The sequence below is a fragment of the Halomonas urmiana genome (assembly GCF_005780185.1).
Lineage (GTDB): Bacteria > Pseudomonadota > Gammaproteobacteria > Pseudomonadales > Halomonadaceae > Halomonas > Halomonas urmiana.
The window spans coordinates 105,318-121,242 of record NZ_VBUI01000013.1; the positions used below are offsets into that span (position 1 = coordinate 105,318).

The 15,925-nt window shown below is 67.6% G+C and carries 15 protein-coding genes and 2 tRNA genes; 6 read left to right on the forward strand and 11 right to left on the reverse strand.

The genetic code is table 11. From position 1 onward, the window contains the following. Positions 1-26: 26 nt before the first annotated feature. From FEI13_RS09890 to ttcA, 3 genes are all read left to right on the forward strand, one after another. On the forward strand, positions 27-1,850 hold the full coding sequence (locus FEI13_RS09890; protein ID WP_138181371.1) for a DUF294 nucleotidyltransferase-like domain-containing protein: 1,824 nt from the start codon (positions 27-29) through the stop codon (positions 1,848-1,850). A 74-nt stretch (positions 1,851-1,924) separates the two neighbouring features. Then, positions 1,925-2,551 carry a 3'-5' exonuclease gene (locus tag FEI13_RS09895; RefSeq protein WP_138181372.1) on the forward strand — a complete coding sequence of 209 codons (627 nt, stop codon included), beginning with the start codon at positions 1,925-1,927 and terminating at the stop codon, positions 2,549-2,551. 95 nt (positions 2,552-2,646) lie between these two features. Continuing rightward, on the forward strand, positions 2,647-3,555 hold the full coding sequence (gene ttcA, locus FEI13_RS09900) for a tRNA 2-thiocytidine(32) synthetase TtcA (protein ID WP_138181373.1): 909 nt from the start codon (positions 2,647-2,649) through the stop codon (positions 3,553-3,555). 168 nt (positions 3,556-3,723) lie between these two features. On the opposite strand, the gene fnr is transcribed toward ttcA, so the two are convergent. From fnr to ccoN, 11 genes are all read right to left on the reverse strand, one after another. Then, a complete protein-coding gene (gene fnr, locus FEI13_RS09905; RefSeq protein WP_138181374.1) occupies positions 3,724-4,467 on the reverse strand; it encodes a fumarate/nitrate reduction transcriptional regulator Fnr in 744 nt (247 codons plus the stop codon). 108 nt (positions 4,468-4,575) lie between these two features. After that, positions 4,576-5,904, reverse strand: a complete 1,329-nt coding sequence (gene hemN, locus FEI13_RS09910; RefSeq protein ID WP_138181375.1) for an oxygen-independent coproporphyrinogen III oxidase — start codon at positions 5,902-5,904, stop codon at positions 4,576-4,578. A 96-nt stretch (positions 5,905-6,000) separates the two neighbouring features. Beyond that, a complete protein-coding gene (locus tag FEI13_RS09915) occupies positions 6,001-6,699 on the reverse strand; it encodes a sulfite exporter TauE/SafE family protein (RefSeq protein WP_138181376.1) in 699 nt (232 codons plus the stop codon). Beyond that, complete coding sequence (gene ccoS / locus FEI13_RS09920) at positions 6,699-6,935, reverse strand: cbb3-type cytochrome oxidase assembly protein CcoS (protein WP_138181377.1); 237 nt, start codon at positions 6,933-6,935, stop codon at positions 6,699-6,701. The genes FEI13_RS09915 and ccoS overlap by 1 nt, the downstream gene beginning before the upstream one ends. After that, entirely contained in the window at positions 6,932-9,412 is a 2,481-nt protein-coding gene (locus tag FEI13_RS09925; protein WP_138181378.1) for a heavy metal translocating P-type ATPase, read from the reverse strand. Before FEI13_RS09925 ends, ccoS begins: the two co-directional genes overlap by 4 nt. Continuing rightward, positions 9,413-9,925 carry a FixH family protein gene (locus FEI13_RS09930; RefSeq protein WP_138181379.1) on the reverse strand — a complete coding sequence of 171 codons (513 nt, stop codon included), beginning with the start codon at positions 9,923-9,925 and terminating at the stop codon, positions 9,413-9,415. It lies immediately after the preceding gene. Further along, positions 9,925-11,358, reverse strand: a complete 1,434-nt coding sequence (ccoG, locus tag FEI13_RS09935) for a cytochrome c oxidase accessory protein CcoG (RefSeq protein WP_138181380.1) — start codon at positions 11,356-11,358, stop codon at positions 9,925-9,927. Before ccoG ends, FEI13_RS09930 begins: the two co-directional genes overlap by 1 nt. 142 nt (positions 11,359-11,500) lie before the next feature. Beyond that, the gene (gene ccoP, locus FEI13_RS09940; RefSeq protein WP_138181381.1) at positions 11,501-12,430 is read right to left on the reverse strand and encodes a cytochrome-c oxidase, cbb3-type subunit III; all 930 of its coding nucleotides are present in this window, start codon (positions 12,428-12,430) and stop codon (positions 11,501-11,503) included. Beyond that, a complete protein-coding gene (locus FEI13_RS09945; RefSeq protein WP_138181382.1) occupies positions 12,427-12,639 on the reverse strand; it encodes a cbb3-type cytochrome oxidase subunit 3 in 213 nt (70 codons plus the stop codon). The genes ccoP and FEI13_RS09945 overlap by 4 nt, the downstream gene beginning before the upstream one ends. Positions 12,640-12,641: 2 nt before the next feature. Further along, on the reverse strand, positions 12,642-13,250 hold the full coding sequence (gene ccoO, locus FEI13_RS09950; protein WP_138181383.1) for a cytochrome-c oxidase, cbb3-type subunit II: 609 nt from the start codon (positions 13,248-13,250) through the stop codon (positions 12,642-12,644). Between the two features lie 23 nt (positions 13,251-13,273). Next, positions 13,274-14,698: a cytochrome-c oxidase, cbb3-type subunit I gene (gene ccoN, locus FEI13_RS09955; protein ID WP_138181384.1), complete on the reverse strand. Its 1,425-nt coding sequence runs from the start codon at positions 14,696-14,698 to the stop codon at positions 13,274-13,276. Positions 14,699-14,861: 163 nt separating this feature from the next. On the opposite strand from ccoN, the gene FEI13_RS09960 reads away from it, so the two are divergent. From FEI13_RS09960 to FEI13_RS09970, 3 genes are all read left to right on the forward strand, one after another. Next, the gene (locus tag FEI13_RS09960; protein ID WP_338035084.1) at positions 14,862-15,596 is read left to right on the forward strand and encodes an alpha/beta family hydrolase; all 735 of its coding nucleotides are present in this window, start codon (positions 14,862-14,864) and stop codon (positions 15,594-15,596) included. Positions 15,597-15,732: 136 nt separating this feature from the next. Beyond that, a tRNA-Val gene (locus tag FEI13_RS09965) sits at positions 15,733-15,808 on the forward strand. A gap of 42 nt (positions 15,809-15,850) precedes the next feature. Further along, positions 15,851-15,924: transfer RNA gene (locus tag FEI13_RS09970), tRNA-Asp, on the forward strand. Position 15,925 lies beyond the last annotated feature (1 nt).

The window sequence follows — 15,925 nt, forward strand, 5'->3', positions numbered from 1 at the left end:
CAACGCCGCGCAACGAGGACAGCCCCATGGTCGATGTAGAACTCTCTCATCCCCCCTTCACCTTCCTCGACGAGGAAGGCCGCGAGCGCGTTCGCCGCAGTATCGACCTGGCCTATTTCGACCGCGAGGAGATCATCCTCGATGCCGGCCAGGCCGGGGAATATCTCTTTCTGATTCACAAGGGCGAGGTCGCCGAGCTGGACCCGACCCTGCCCGGCGCTCAGTCGCATATCGGTCACTACACGGCCGGCGACCTGTTCGGCGCCATCAGCATCCTCAACGGCAAGAGCCGCTATCGCTTCCGGGCCGAACAGGAGAGCCTCTGCTACCTGCTGCCCAAGGGGGTTTTCAAGCAGCTCTGTACGGCCTATCCGGCCTTCGCCGAGTTCTTCCGCCAGCGCCTGGCCCAGAAGACACGCCTGCTCACCGAGCGCCGCGCCGAGGGCGGCGTCACCATGGCGGGCTTCATGCTGGCTCGCGTTAGTGAGTGCATGCGTTCCCCCCTGCTGGTGGCGGCCAGCACCAGCCTGGCCGAGGCGGTACATACCCTGAACGACAGCCATGCCGACAGCCTGCTGGTCGAGGGCGAGCAGGGGCCGGGCATGGTCACCAAGACCGACCTGCTCAACGCCCTGGTGCTCGAGGGCCTGACCCAGCAGAGCCCGGTGCAGGACGTGGCGCACTTCGCGCTGATCACGGCGACGCCCGAGCAGTACCTGTTCGAGGTGCTGGTCCAGATGACCCGCTGCAAGGTGGAGCGCGTCGTGGTCATGGAAGGCGACCGGCCCTGCGGCGTGGTCGAGCTGACCGACGTGCTCAGCTACTTCTCCAGCCGCAGCTACGTGGTGAGCCTGCAGGTGGAGCAGGCGAACAGCCTGGAGTCGCTGGCCGCGGCCAGCCGTCGAACGCCGGAGCTGGTCAAGGCGCTGATGGCCCAGGGCGTCAAGCTGCGCTTCGCCATGGGGCTGCTGGCCGCCCTCAACGGGCGCATCATGAACAAGGCCTGGGGGTTTCTGATCGACGAGCGGTACCACTCGGAGAGCTGCCTGATGGTGATGGGCAGCGAGGGGCGCGGCGAGCAGATCCTGAAGACCGACCAGGACAACGGCCTGATACTGGCCGACGATCTCGACTGGCCCGACTGCCAGGCGCAGATGCAGCGCCTCACCGAGACGCTGATCGAACTGGGCTACCCGCCGTGTCCCGGCGACATCATGGTCTCCAACCCCGAGTGGGTGGGCACCGAGAGCCAGTGGCGCGGGCGCATCGCGCAGTGGGCGGCGAAGCGGGACGGCGAGAGCCTCATGCGGCTGGCGATCCTGCTCGACGCCCATGCGGTGGCCGGCAACGCCTCACTGCTCGCGCGGCTGCGCGAGGAGCTCTTCGAGCGCTGCAGCCGCGACGAGATCCTGCTCTCTTATTTCGCCCGCACGGCGCTGCGCTTCTCCACGCCCCTGACGCTGTTCGGATCGCTGAAGAAGCCCCAGCACGGCGTGGACATCAAGAAAGGCGGTATCTTCCCCATCGTCCACGGGGTGCGCACCCTGGCGCTCGAGCGGCGCATCACGGCGACCTCGACGCTTGCGCGGCTCGAGGCGCTGGTCGCCGATGGCCGCCTGGAGGAGCGCTTCGCCGAGGACCTGGGCGAGGCCCTGTCGCTGTTCACCGAGCTGAGGCTTCGCCAGCAGCTCGAGCGTCTCGACGACCCACAGGGCAAGGGAGAGGAGCCCGACCGGGTGGTGGTGCAGGAGCTCTCTTCCCTGGAGCGGGACCTGCTCCGCGAGGCCCTGCACATCGTCAAGGAGTTCAAGCAGCGATTGTCGCACCGTTTCCACCTGGAATATTCCTGACCCGCGGCGCGCTCGCCACTGCGCGCGCCACTGAATGCGTCACCGACGCACCACGACACCAGGAGGTTTGACCGATGCTCAGGGCCCTGCGCCGCGCCGCCGATCGACGCCGTCAGGTGGATGGCGATCACGGTTGGCTCTTTGCGCCCTATACCGGCGAGGAGCTGGTCGCCATCGACTGCGTGACCACCGGTCCCGACCCGCGTCGGGCCGAGCTGGTGTCGCTGGCCGCGGTACGCCTGCGCGGTGACCGGGTGCTGACCAGCGACTCCCTCGACCTGCGGCTGGCGCGTCCCGCCAGCCTCTGTGGCGATTCGATCCGCCTGCACGGCCTGCGCGGCATCGACCTGGCCGAGGGAGCCGGCATCGACGAGGCGCTGGCGCAGTTCCTGGACTTCGTCGGCAATCGCCCGCTGATCGGCTGGCGCCTGGACGACGACCTGACGCTGCTCAACCGCTACCTGCGGCCGCGCTTCGGCTTCGATCTGCCCAACGCCTGCATCGACGTGGCCCAGGCCTACTATCGTCGGCTGCACCGCTGCCACCCCGAACTCGCCACCCGGCCGTGCTTCGAGCAGGTGGCCGCGCGCCTGGGGGTACCGGTGATGGGGCGGCACACGGCACTCGGCGACGCCGTGACCACGGCACTGATTCACCTGCGCCTGACGCGCAGCCCTTCCGGGGTCGAGCGTTTCTGTTGATCCTCGCGGCACAGGCGGGCCTGCGTCGCCTGTCGGCGGGGAGAATGGTAGGATAGCGCCCGCCATTTTCCAGCCGCCCAGGCAGCGCCGATACCATGCCAGACGCCCTGATGTTCGATCCCCGCGAGACCGCCCCGCGCCCCGTCGCCGACCCCGCGACGCCTCCCGACGAGCTCGATGCGTCGGACAAGCGCGCGTTCAACAAGCTGCAGAAGCGGCTGCGTCGCCAGGTGGGCAACGCCATCATCGACTACGGGATGATCCACGAGGGGGACCGGGTAATGGTCTGCCTCTCCGGGGGCAAGGACAGCTACACCCTGCTGGAGATCCTGCGCAGCCTGCAGCGCAACGCGCCCGTGAACTTCTCCCTGGTGGCGGTCAACCTGGACCAGAAACAGCCCGGCTTTCCCGAGCACGTGCTGCCCGAGTACCTGGACAAGCTCGATGTCGAGTATCACATCCTGGAGCGCGACACCTACTCGGTGGTCAAGGAGAAGACGCCCGAGGGCAAGACCACCTGCGCGCTCTGCTCGCGACTGCGGCGCGGCTCACTGTACGGTTTCGCCGAGGAGATCGGGGCCACCAAGGTGGCGCTGGGGCATCATCGCGAAGACATCCTCGAGACGCTGTTCCTCAACATGTTCTTCGGCGGCAGCCTCAAGGCCATGCCGCCCAAGCTGCTCTCCGACGACGGCCGCAACATGGTGATCCGTCCGCTGGCCTACTGCCGGGAGGCCGATATCGCCGAGTTCGCCCGCTGGATGGCGTTCCCGATCATTCCCTGCAACCTCTGCGGCTCCCAGCCGAACCTGCAGCGCCAGGTGGTCAAGGAGATGCTGGCCGAGTGGGAGGTCAAGCATCCGGGGCGGCTCGAAAGCATGTTCAAGGCGGTCACCAATGTGGCGCCCTCCCAGCTGGCCGACCGCGAACTCTTCGACTTCGCCGGCCTCGAGGAGAAGCAGGCGCGCCTCAATGCCGATCGCATCGATCTTCACAACGAATAGCCGTAAGCCTTAAGCGGTAAGCCATAAGACAACCCCACCGCCGCCAGACGCGTGGGGTTGTCTTGTCTTGGGAGTATTCTCAAGCTGATCAATAGCTTATAGCTTATAGCTTATAGCTTATAGCTTATAGCTTATAGCTTATAGCTTATAGCTCCCGCGAAGCGGGGACTACCGGCAGCCCTCCTGTTCGGCCACCTCGAGCAGCGCCTCCAGATCGAGGATGTTCACCTCGCGCCCGGACACGGCTACCAGCTCCTGGGACTGGAAGCGACTCAGGATGCGGCTGACGGTCTCCACCGCGAGTCCCAGGTAGTTGCCGATGTCGGCCCGCGACATGGAGAGCCGGAAACTGTAGGGGGAGTAGCCGCGCCGGCGGAAGCGGTCGGAGAGGCCGGTGAAGAAGGTCGCCAGGCGCTGGTCGGCGGTCTTGCGCGACAGCAGGCGCATCATGCGACGGTCGTCGCGCATCTCCTTGCTCATGCTGCGATAGAGCTGGCCGCGCAGCTCCGGAAGGGACTCGGAGAGGGCGTCAAGGCGATCGAAGGGGATCTCGCAGACCGTGGTGGTCTCCAGGGCCACCACCGTGCCCGGATAGCGCTCCTCGTCGATGCCGTCGAGGCCCACCAGCTCGCTGGGCAGGTAGAAGTTGGTCAGCTGGTCCTCGCCGCTGCCCTCGGTGGTCACTTGCTTCAGGCTGCCCGAGCGCACCGCGAAGACGCTGGTGAACGGGGTGCCCTGGCGGAACAGTGCCTCGCCCTTCTTCAACGGCGGTCGGCGGCGGATGATGGCATCGAACTGGTCCATGTCCTGCACTTCGAGCGCCAGCGGCAGGCAGAGCGAGCTCAGGCTGCAGGTCTGGCAGCGAGTCTCGTTCAGCAGGGCACGGCGCCTGCCGGTTGCGGGATCGGGCATGCTCTCCTCCATGGATGGTGGCTCAGTGCTCATTATGGAGGATAGTCGCCCACCGGCAAAGCACCGCTTGAGGCGTCGCCGCTGACCTTGGCATTCAGGGTGCGTCGGTCAGGGCGCGGCGGGGTAGGCGTCGAAGGCCGCCGCCAGCTGACGAATCATCAGGCGCCCGGTGGGCGTCGCGCGCCACTGTGGGCCCTGGCGCACGATCAGTCCCTGTGGCTCGGCCAGGGCCAGGCGCGCCAGCGGCTCGGCGAGATGGGCCTCGGCGTCTAGGCCGAAGGCCTCGCCTAGCGCCGCCAGGTCGAGAGGGAGATCGCGCATCAGTCGCTCGATGGCGGCGCTGCGCAGCCGGTCCTCCAGGCTCAGTCGATGGCCGACGGCGGTCGGCAGCTCCCCACGATCCAGGGCGTCCTCATACGCCTCGAGCCTCAGGGGGTTGCGTACGTGCAGATCTTCCAGGCGGGAGACCGCCATGACACCCAGCCCCACCAGGTCGTGGCGCTCGCCTCCTACCCCGAGGGCCCTGGCGAGGCGGTCATCGCCCCGCGCGAAGCGGTCGTGGCCGAGATGCACGTAGCCCGCGGCGGCGAGCATCTCGATGGCCGCCTGCAGCATCCCCTGGACCTCCTGCGGGGTGGGCAGATCCGCAGGGCGGATCTGGCGCTGCCGGGGGAAGCGCTCGGGATGGTGATGGTAGTGAAACAGCGACAGCCGCGACGGCGCCATGGCGATGACCTGCTCGAGGGTGGCGGCGAAGCCGTCGCGGGTCTGGCGGGGCAGGCCGAGGATCAGGTTCAGGTTGACGGAGTTGAAGCCCAGCCGGTCCGCCTCGTCGAGCAGCTGCTCGGTCAGGCCGCGGCCCTGCTGGCGATTGATCGCCTGCTGGACCTCGTCATCCAGGTCGAGCACCTCCAGGCTCAGTCGGTTGAAGCCCAGCGCCTCGAGATGACGCAGGGTGAAGACATCGGCCTCGCGGGGGTCGATCTCGATGAGGTACTCCCGGTCGCGATCGCCGGCCAGCCGGAAACGGGCGTCCAGCCGGTCGATCAGGTCGCTCATCTGGTCCAGGGTCAGGAAGGTCGGCGTGCCGCCGCCCCACTGCAGGGAGCGGACCTCCCGCCGAGCATCCAGGTGGCGACTGGTCAGCACCATCTCGCGGTCGAGGCGCGTGAGATACGCCTCGGTCAGGCGGGTATCCGAGGTGGTGACCGGTCGGCGGGTGCAGTGAAAGCAGGCCTGCTGGCAGAAGGGCAGGTGCACGTAGAGCGACAGCGGGCGCGCCGCGGCGTTACTGTGCTCGAGTGCCCGGCGGTACTCCTCGGCGCCGATGCACTCCCCCATCGCCTGGGGCGTAGGGTAGAAGGCATAGGCGGGGGCCGGCGAGGCCACCGCGAAGGGAACGTCGCTACCGGATGCGGTAAACGCACGAGCGGGCATGGTCAGCTCTCCGGAGGGAAACATGCCTTCATGCTAGCGACGCCCCCGTCGCGCCGCGTTGAGCTGCGTCAAGCGAAGCTGTGATCGGCGTGGCCGTCAGTGCATCGACGCGCCGGGCAGCAGCGTCCACAGCTGCCAGAGGGCGAAGGCGATGATCGACAGCGCGGACAGCGTGCGGGTGGCCGGATGGCGAATCAGGGCGCCGAGCTGGCGCGCGGCGAGGCCGGTGGCCAGCAGGGCCGGCAGGGTGCCGAGGCCGAAGGCGCCCATCAGGGTCGCGCCCCGCCAGGGGTCGGCGATGGCCAGGCTCCAGGCGAGCATCGAGTAGACCAGGCCGCACGGCAGCCAGCCCCAGACGGCGCCCAGGGCGAACGCCTGGGGCACCCGGACCACCGGCATCAGCCGCCGCCCCACGGGCTCGAGGTGGCGCCACAGGCGCTTGCCGACCGCTTCGACCTTGAGTAGCCCCTTCCACCAGTCGGCGATGTAGAGCGCCATCAGGATCAGCATTACCGCGGCCAGGCCCTGCAGCACCAGGCGTGCCTGGGGACTCAGGGCGATCAGCGTACCGAGCCCCGCCGCCAGGGCCCCGGCCATCATGTAGCTCGTGATGCGCCCCAGGTTGTAGCCGAGCAGCAGCCCCGAGAGGCGGGCCGGGCTTCTCATGCTGGGCGGCACGGCGAAGGTCAGGGCGCTCATGATGCCGCCGCACATGCCGATGCAGTGGGCGCCGCCGAGCAGGCCGAAGACGAAGGCCGCCGCCAGCGGGGGAAGATCGAGGCCGGTGGGATCCATCAGTCGCGGCGGTCCTCGTCGCGAGGCGCGCCAGCATCGGGATCGGCGCCGGGCTTGGCCTCGGACGAGCCGCGCGGCTGGCGCGGGCGGTCGTTTTCGTCCTCGTCGAAGAGGATGCGGTAGGCGGGACCCTCGAGGTCCTCGAACTGGTCGTGCTTGACGGCCCAGAAGAAGGCCCAGACCGCCAGTCCCAGCAGGATCAGCGAGAGGGGGATCAGCAGATAGAGGATGTTCATGCGTTCACCAGCCTGGGAGAGTCGGCGCCGGCGGGGCGGCCGGGGCCGGCGCGGGTCAGGCGCAGGGCGTTGCCGACGACGACCAGCGAGCTCGCCGACATGCCGATGGCGGCGAGCCAGGGGGGCACGAAGCCCATTGCCGCCAGGGGCAGCGCCGAGAGGTTGTAGACTAGCGACCAGGCCAGGTTCTGGCGGATGATGCGCCGGGTGGTGCGGCCGGTCGCGATGGCCTCGACGATACGCCCCAGCCGCGGGCCGAGCAAGACGGCGTCGGCGCGGGTGCGGGCGAGGTCGGTGGCGCCGTTCATGGCGATGGCCACGTCGGCCCCGGCCAGCACCGGCACGTCGTTGATGCCGTCGCCCACCATGGCCACCCGCTCACCGGCGGCCTGCAGCGACCGGATGCGCGCCAGCTTGTCCTCCGGGGAGGCCGCCGCCTGCCAGGTCGCGATGTTAAGGCGCGCGGCCATGGCCGCCACCGCCGATTCGGTGTCGCCGGAGAGCAGCTCCACGGCCAGGCCGCGCGCCTGGAGGGCCTCGACGGTCTCCCGGGCATCGTCGCGCAGGCGGTCGTGGAGGGCGAACCAGGCCCTCGGCGCGCCGTCCTCGGCCAGCAGCAGCCACTGGCCCTCGCCGGGGGCCTCGGGCGTCGCCTCGGGCGCGGCGAAGGCGGGGGTGCCGAGGCGCCAACGGCGCCCGTCGATGCGGCCCTCCAGGCCCTGGCCGGGGCGGCTGAGCACCTCGTCGGCGGTGACGGCGGCTTCGCGGAAGGTTCGAAAGGCGCGGGCGATGGGGTGCTCGGACTGCGCCTCGAGGGCGGCCGCCAGGGCACGCGCCTGCGCCGCGTCCAGGGCGTCGTCGATCGGACGGGTCTCCACCAGGCTCATCTCGCCGCTGGTCAGGGTGCCGGTCTTGTCGAAGATCACCCGATCCAGCTGCGACAGTGCCTCCAGGGCGTCGGCGCGGGTGATCAGCACCCCGCGACGGTGCAGCCGACCGTGCCCCGCGGTCAGGGCCGTGGGCGTGGCCAGCGCCAGGGCGCAGGGACAGGTCACCACCAGTACCGACAGGGTGACCCACAGCATGCGGTCGGGGTCGATGAACCACCAGGCGACGGCCACGCCGACGGAGATCAGCAGCACCTGCAGCACGAAATGATGCGCCATGCGCGCCGCCAGCTGGGCGATGTGCGGCCGGCTGGCGAAGGCGCGGTCGGTGAGATCGACGATGCCGGCAACCCGGGCCTCGCGGCCGGCATGGGTGACGCGCACCGTCAGCGGGCTCTCGATGTTCTGGCTACCGCCGGTGACGCGATCGCCGCTGCGTCGGGTCACCGGCAGGTATTCGCCGGTGAGCATCGACTCGTCGAGGCTCGATTCGCCGCTCTCGATCACGCCGTCGGCCGGCACGCCGTGGCCGGGCTTGACCAGCACCCGGTCGCCGGCGGCGAGCTCGCTGGAGGGTAGGATGCGCTCCTCGCCCGCCTCGGTGAGGCGGATCGCCGAGAGCGGCAGGGCGCCTGCGAGGGCGTTGCCGCTATGGCCACTGCGGCGCCGGGCGCGCACTTCGATATAGCGGCCGAACAGCAGGAAGAAGGTGAACATGGCCACCGAATCGAAATAGACGTCGCCGTGCCCGACGATCACCGCATAGCCGCTGGCCAGATAGGCGCCGCCGATGGCCAGTGATACCGGCACGTCCATGCCCAGGGTGCGGGTCTTCAGGTCGCGCAGGGCATTGGCGAAGAAGGGCTGGGCCGAGAAGAGCACCACCGGGGTGGCCAGCGCGAAGGAGAGCCAGTGGAAGAGGGCATCGAAGTCGGCGCCGAGCTCACCGGGGCCCGCCACGTAGATCGGGATCGAGAACATCAGCACCTGCATCATCGCCACCGCGGCGACGATCAGTCGGCGCACGTTCATGCGCTCCTCGTGCTGCAGCCGGCTCTGGGCCGCATCGGGCTCGTAGGGCTGTGCCGGATAGCCGATGGCGGCCATCTCGGCGAGGATCCGCGACAGCGCTACCCGCTCGGGATCCCAGCTGACGCGCAGGCGATGGTGGGAGAGGTTGACGGCGCTGGCCTCGATGCCGGGAAGGGCGTTGAGGCGGTGCTCGATCAGCCAGGCGCAGGCCGCGCAGGTGATGCCGTCCACGGCCAGGGTGGCGTGCACCCTGCCGCCCTCGCCGTCGGGGTGCACGAAGCGTGCCTGCAGGCCGGGATCGTCGAACACCGCCCAGGTCTCGGCCTTGACCGCCTGGCGATCGTCCGGCCGCTCGGGCAGCTCGGTGCGAAAGCGGTAGTAGCTCGCCAGGCCGCCGTCGACGATGGCGTGGGCCACGGCCTCGCAGCCGGGACAGCACAACGGCCGGCGTTCGTCGTCCAGGGTGATCGACCAGGGTGCGCCCGCGGGCACCCGGTTGCCACAGTGGTAACAGCCGGGGGCCTCGGTCGTCGGGGAGGATGTCGCGGTCGCGGTCATCTAGATGCCGGGAGAGAGCGAGATCTCGCCTTCCGTCGGGAAGTGCGCCTCGCCGGTCAGGCGCCACTCGGCGTCCCGGCCCTCGGCCGGCTGCAGGTGCAGGTACCAGCGATATTCAAGCGTCTGATCGATCGACGTCACGTAGCGCCCGTCGCGCACGTGCTCCAGCACCATCGAGCGATCGCGGCTGCTCTCGGTGGGGAAGATCAGCTCGAGGTAGAGCCGCTCCGGCTGGCGCTCGCCCGCCAGGTCGATGACGATGTCGCCGGTGCGCGGGTCGGCGCGCATGACCGCCTCGAGGCCCAGCTGGCGGGCGTGCTCCTGCTTGGCCAGCTGTTCGTTGATGGCCAGCCCCTGCTTGTAGTAGTCCTGCTCCACCGTGCCGTCGTAGAAGTGAATCGACAGCACCAGGTAGGTGATGCTGAAGGTTACCGACGAGGCCAGCAGGCCGATCAAGAACCACGGCCAGAACTGCTTGTACCAGGGGGGGATGCTCTCGGGTTCCGCACTCATCAGCGGGTCTCTCCTAGGAAACGGCTGTCACGTTCGATGGCGATGTCGGCGTCCGTGGCCTCCAGGCGCAGGATGATCTCGGCGCTGGGCCGGTCGATGGACTCGGGCGGTACGCTGGCCTGGATCACCAGCTGACGCGATTCGCTGGCCGGCACGCTGATCTCGTGGGTATCCAGGGTCAGGCCGGGCAGGCCGGAGGCCTCCAGGCGGTAGCTGTGCGGCCGATCGTCGAGGTTACGTACGATCAGGGTGTAGACGTTGCTGATGCGGCCGTCCTGAGTCGTCTGGAACAGCTGGTTGCGCTCGCGCTCGACGTCGAAGTCCAGCGGCGTGCGATCGGCCACCGCCCAGGCGAAGACGCCGATCATCACCAGCAGGGCGGCGAGATAGCCCATCAGGCGCGGGCGCAGGATATGCGTCGGCTTGCCCTCCAGGGCGTTCTCCGTGGTGTAGCGGATCAGGCCGCGGGGATAGCCCATCTTGTCCATCACGCTGTCGCAGGCATCGATGCAGGCCGCGCAGGTGATGCACTCGTACTGCAGGCCGTCGCGGATGTCGATGCCGGTGGGGCAGACCTGCACGCAGAGGTCGCAGTCGATGCAGTCGCCGTGGCCGGCGGCTTGCGCCTGCTCGTGACTTAGCGTCTTCTTGCGCGGGCCGCGGGGCTCGCCGCGGGCGGCGTCGTAGGAGACGATCAGGGTGTCGCGGTCGAACATCACCGACTGGAAGCGGGCGTAGGGGCACATGTAGATGCACACCTGCTCGCGCAGCCAGCCGGCATTGAGGTAGGTGAAGACCAGGAAGAAGCCGACCCAGAAGTAGGACCAGCCGTGGGCCTCGAGGGTCGGCAGCTCCACTACCAGGTCGCGGATCGGGGTGAAGTAGCCGACGAAGGTGAGGCCGGTGGCCAGCGCGATCGTAAGCCAGATGGCGTGCTTGGCGCCCTTGCGCCACAACTTATCAGTGGTCATCGACTGCTTGTCGAGCTTGATGCGGCGGTTGCGCGAGCCCTCCAGGCGATGCTCGACCCAGATGAACAGGAAGGTCCAGACGCTCTGGGGGCAAGTGTAGCCGCACCAGACGCGCCCGGCGAAGACCGTGATGAAGAACAGACCGAAGGCGCAGATGATCAAGAGCCAGGAGAGCAGCATGAACTCCTGGGGATAGAAGGTCGCCGAGAAGATGTGGAACTCCCGACCGGGAAGGTCGAACCAGATGGCCGGCCGGTCGCCCCAGGGTACCCAGGGCAGCAGGAAGAAGCCCAGCATCAGCGCCCAGTTGGACGCGCGGCGCAGGCGCTGGAAGAAGCCCTTGATCTCGCGGACGTAGATATGCCGCCGGCTCTCGTACATGTGCTGGGTGACCGCCTCGTTCGGCGCGTGCTGCTGCACCGGATCCGGGGTGACATCGTGGGTCGGGATCTTCTCGCTCATGGCAGGCTCGTGGCTGGCAAGGAGGGGAGGGCCGTCGGGGGTAACCCGCTACGGATGGTCGATATTGTATCGGGGCGGTCGCACAACGAGAAAGGGTGCGACCGGAGGCCGCACCCTTGGCATGCCGTCATCGATCGCCGGCTCAGTCCTGGCGGCTCAGGCCGTAGACGTAGGCGGCGACGAGGTGCACCTTGTCCTCGCCGATGTAGGCGGCCTGTGCCGGCATATGGCCGTTGCGGCCGTTACGCAGGGTCTGGCGCACCGAGTCGGCCAGCGACTGACCGGGCGCCCGATAGAGCCAGGCATCGTCGGTCAGGTTGGGCGCGCCCAGCGCCTGGTTGCCGGTGCCGTCGGGCATGTGACAGGCGGCGCACACCGAGGCGAACACGCTGGCACCCTGCTCGGCACGCTCGGCGTCCTCGGCATTGCCGGAGAGCGAGAGCACGTGCTGGGTCACGTTCTCGATGTTCTCGCTGCCCAGCTGCTGCCAGGAGGGCATCAGGCCGTTACGCCCGTTGTTGAGGGTCTGGACGATGTTCTCCGGCGCACCGCCATACAGCCAAGCGTCGTCGGTCAGGTTGGGGAAGCCGTAGCCGCCCTTGGCGTTGGAGCCGTGGCAGATCGCGCAGTTGTTGAGGAAGATGCGCTCGGCGACCTGCATCGCCTCGCCGTCCTGGGACAGCTCCGGGATCGGCACCTCCTGGTACTGGGCGAAGATCGGCGCGAAGCGCTCCTCGGCGCGAGCGACCTCCTCCTCCCACTGGCTCTCCTGGCTCCAGCCCAGCAGGCCGGAGAAGTTGCCGAGGCCCGGGTAGAGCACCAGGTAGCCCAGCGAGAAGATCACGGTGCCGACGTAGAGCTGGAACCACCAGCGCGGCAGCGGGTTGTCGTACTCCTCGATCCCGTCGGCGGCATGGCCCGTGGTGTCGACGTTGCCCTCGGCATCCGGGGTCTTGTCGGTCTTGCGGTTGGCGAAGAGCAGCCAGGCACTGATGCCGATGGTGCCCAGCGTGATGACGATGATCCAGGCGCTCCAGAAGCTGGAAAGGGAGTCACCCCAAAAATTGTTCATGTGTTCCTCTCTCCCTTGTCGTGTCGGGAACCGGCCTCTCGGGAGGCATTCTGGTCACGGTGCGGCGGTTCATCCTCATCGGCGAAGGGCAGGTTGGCCGCCTCGTCGAAATCCGGCTTGCGTCGCTTCGAGTAGGCCCACATCGTGAGCCCCGCGAAGGCGATGATCAGCAGGATGATGATCACCCCGTTGACGATCCCGTTATCCATGATCAGCGCGAATCCTTGAGCACGGTGCCGAGCTGCTGCAGGTAGGCGACCAGAGCGGTGATCTCCCGCTGTCCGCGCACCTCCTCGCTGGCGTTGGCAATCTGCTCGTCGGTGTAGGGGACGCCCAGGGTCTGCATGACGCGCATCTCGTCATCGATGCGCTCGCCGCTCAGCGTGTTCTCGAAGAGCCACGGGTAGGCCGGCATGATCGATTCCGGTACCACGTCACGCGGGTTGTAGAGATGGGCACGGTGCCAGTCGTCGCTGTAGCGGCCGCCGACGCGGGCCAGGTCCGGCCCGGTGCGCTTGGAGCCCCACAGGAAGTTGTGCTCGTAGACCTGTTCGCCGGCGACGCTGTAGGGGCCGTAGCGCTCGGTCTCGGCGCGGAAGGGGCGCACCATCTGCGAGTGGCAGCCGACGCAGCCCTCGCGGCGATAGACGCCGCGGCCCGCGAGCTCCAGGGCGGAGAGAGGCTCGAGGCCCTCGACCGGCTCGGTGGTCTGCTTCTGGAAGAACAGCGGCACGATCTCGGCCAGGCCCCCGAAGCTGATCACTACCAGGATCAGCACGGCGAGCAGACCGACGTTCTTTTCGACTATCTCGTGTCTCATTGGTGTCTCGTTCCCTGGTTGGCTCAGGCGGTCTGCGGAATCGGCTGACGGGCGCCTTCACCGCGCCGCACGGTCATGTACACGTTGAAGGCCATGATCAGCATGCCGGCCACCCAGCATAGGCCACCGATCAGTCGCACGATGTAGCCCGGTCCGCTGGCTTCCACCGACTCGACGAAGGTGTACATCAGGGTGCCGTCGGGATTCACAGCGCGCCACATCAGGCCCTGCAGGATGCCGTTGACCCACATGGCGGCGATGTAGAGCACGGTGCCGATGGTCGCGAGCCAGAAGTGCACCGCGATCAGGTTAACCGAGTGCATCTCGGTGCGGCCGAACAGGCGCGGGATCAGGTGGTACATGGAGCCGATGGTGATCATCGCCACCCAGCCCAGGGCGCCGGCGTGGACGTGACCGATGGTCCAGTCGGTGTAGTGGGAGAGGGCATTGACGGTCTTCACCGCCATCATCGGACCCTCGAAGGTGGACATGCCGTAGAAGGAGAGGGCCACCACCAAAAAGCGCAGGGTCGGGTCGGTGCGCAGCTTATGCCAGGCGCCGGAGAGGGTCATCATGCCGTTGATCATGCCGCCCCAGGAGGGGGCCAGCAGGATGATCGAGAGCACCATGCCGAGCGACTGGGTCCAGTTGGGCAGCGAGGTGTAGTGCAGGTGGTGCGGGCCGGCCCACATGTAGACCATGATCAGCGCCCAGAAGTGGACGATGGAGAGGCGATAGGAGTAGACCGGACGCTCGGCTTGCTTGGGCACGAAGTAGTACATCATCCCCAGGAAGCCCGCGGTCAGGAAGAAGCCCACCGCGTTGTGGCCGTACCACCACTGGGTCATCGCATCGATGGCGCCCGAGTAGATGGACACCGAGAAGGTCGAGGTCACCGGGATCGAGGCGCTGTTGACGATGTGCAGCACGGCTACGGTGATGATGAAGGCCGCGAAGAACCAGTTCGCCACGTAGATGTGGGAGGTCTTGCGCAGCTTGATGGTCCCCAGGAAGACGATGGCATAGCTGATCCAGACCACGGCCAGCAGGATGTCGATCGGCCACTCGAGCTCGGCGTACTCCTTGGTGCTGGTGAGGCCCAGCGGCAGGGTGACCACCGCGGAGAGGATCACCGCCTGCCAGCCCCAGAAGGTGAAGGCGGCCAGCTTGTCGGAGAACAGTCGTACCTGGCAGGTTCGCTGCACGACGTAGTAGGAGGTGGCAAACAGCGCCGAGCCGCCGAAGGCGAAGATCACGGCGTTGGTGTGCAGGGGGCGCAGTCGGCCGAAGCTCGTCCACGGCAGTCCCAGGTTCAGTTCCGGCCATACCAGCTGCGAGGCGATGATGACACCGAGGGCCATGCCCACGATGCCCCACACCACCGTCATGATCGCGAACTGCCGAACTACCTTGTAGTTGTAGGTCGGGTGTTCAAATGCTGTGCTCATGTCAGGTTCCCATCGAACGCGGTTTGGGGGTGTCCCGCGGCATTCTGCCTCGGGGTGACCTCCGCAGGATGATGCAGGTCTTTAACCAAGGGTGATTCTAGCGCAGGCGTCCGGCAAGCTGAACACGCCAATGTATTGATTTATGAACTCAAGGAGGCCTAAATTGTCGGACTGTTTTTGTCGGGATTTGCCGTCGATCGACCGCTCGACCCTGTCCCGACGACTGCTCGATGACGAGCAGGGACGCTGGAATATCGCCGGGCTCGGCCCGCTGGAAGTGCGCGGCGAAGGTCGCGTCGGGCGATTGCTGATCGCTCACGGAGCCGGAGCGGGCCAGGATTCAACCTTTATGCAACGGTTGCGCGTCTCCCTCGCCACTGTGGGGGTCCAGACCCTGGCCTTCGAGTTCGATTACCTGCAGACGATGCGCCGCGAAGGGCGCCGTCGCCCCCCGTCGAGCGTCGAGCGCCTGGTCGATGAACTGTCCCTGTGGTGCGACAGCGTGTCGCACCGCGACCTTCCGCCACCCTGGCTGGGGGGCAAGTCCATGGGCGGTCGCGTGGCCAGCATGCTGGCGGCGCAGGCCCCTCACCGGACATCCCCCGCGGGACTGGTGCTATGCGGCTACCCCTTCCATCCCCCCGGCAAGCCGGAGCGACTGCGCCTCGCCCACTGGCCGTCGCTCGCCTCTCCGACCCTGGTGGTGCAGGGCAGTCGCGACCCCTTCGGCACCCGCGAGCAGGTCGCCGGCTATGCGCTGCCCGAGGTAGCCCATCTGCACTGGCTCGAGGATGGCGACCACGACTGGAAACCCAGGCGCGCCTCGGGCCGCGATCAGGCGGCGCTGATCACCGAGGCCTGCGATACGATCGCCGCGTTCATGAGCGAACATTCCTGAAAGCCGCGCGGCGCGGGCGATGTGGCCAAGTGGATGAAAGGGCGGCGATTCTTCTTCACCACAGGGTTCACGATGGCGGCGCAAAAAGCGTTGACATTGATCGGGTCCCCTGTAGAATGCAGCGCCACGTGACCGGGGGTGGTTAGCTCAGCTGGGAGAGCACCAGCCTTACAAGCTGGGGGTCACAGGTTCGAACCCTGTACCACCCACCATTGCCACGGCAATGGCCCGATTACGTAGTAGAAGATAGCAGCGGACCGGTAGTTCAGTTGGTTAGAATGCCGGCCTGTCACGCCGGAGGTCGCGGGTTCGAGTCCCGTCCGGTCCGC

What these genes read in the sequence shown, in the direction of transcription:
- FEI13_RS09895 (WP_138181372.1), top strand. Translation starts at nt 1,925, where the DNA reads ATGCTCAGGGCCCTGCGCCGCGCCGCCGATCGACGCCGTCAGGTGGAT.
- FEI13_RS09915 (WP_138181376.1), bottom strand. Translation starts at nt 6,699, where the DNA reads ATGGATCCCACCGGCCTCGATCTTCCCCCGCTGGCGGCGGCCTTCGTC.
- FEI13_RS09930 (WP_138181379.1), bottom strand. Translation starts at nt 9,925, where the DNA reads ATGAGTGCGGAACCCGAGAGCATCCCCCCCTGGTACAAGCAGTTCTGG.
- FEI13_RS09890 (WP_138181371.1), top strand. Translation starts at nt 27, where the DNA reads ATGGTCGATGTAGAACTCTCTCATCCCCCCTTCACCTTCCTCGACGAG.
- ccoG (WP_138181380.1), bottom strand. Translation starts at nt 11,358, where the DNA reads ATGAGCGAGAAGATCCCGACCCACGATGTCACCCCGGATCCGGTGCAG.
- hemN (WP_138181375.1), bottom strand. Translation starts at nt 5,904, where the DNA reads ATGCCCGCTCGTGCGTTTACCGCATCCGGTAGCGACGTTCCCTTCGCG.
- ccoP (WP_138181381.1), bottom strand. Translation starts at nt 12,430, where the DNA reads ATGAACAATTTTTGGGGTGACTCCCTTTCCAGCTTCTGGAGCGCCTGG.
- FEI13_RS09925 (WP_138181378.1), bottom strand. Translation starts at nt 9,412, where the DNA reads ATGACCGCGACCGCGACATCCTCCCCGACGACCGAGGCCCCCGGCTGT.
- ccoO (WP_138181383.1), bottom strand. Translation starts at nt 13,250, where the DNA reads ATGAGACACGAGATAGTCGAAAAGAACGTCGGTCTGCTCGCCGTGCTG.
- ccoS (WP_138181377.1), bottom strand. Translation starts at nt 6,935, where the DNA reads ATGAACATCCTCTATCTGCTGATCCCCCTCTCGCTGATCCTGCTGGGA.
- ccoN (WP_138181384.1), bottom strand. Translation starts at nt 14,698, where the DNA reads ATGAGCACAGCATTTGAACACCCGACCTACAACTACAAGGTAGTTCGG.
- fnr (WP_138181374.1), bottom strand. Translation starts at nt 4,467, where the DNA reads ATGCCCGATCCCGCAACCGGCAGGCGCCGTGCCCTGCTGAACGAGACT.
- ttcA (WP_138181373.1), top strand. Translation starts at nt 2,647, where the DNA reads ATGCCAGACGCCCTGATGTTCGATCCCCGCGAGACCGCCCCGCGCCCC.
- FEI13_RS09945 (WP_138181382.1), bottom strand. Translation starts at nt 12,639, where the DNA reads ATGGATAACGGGATCGTCAACGGGGTGATCATCATCCTGCTGATCATC.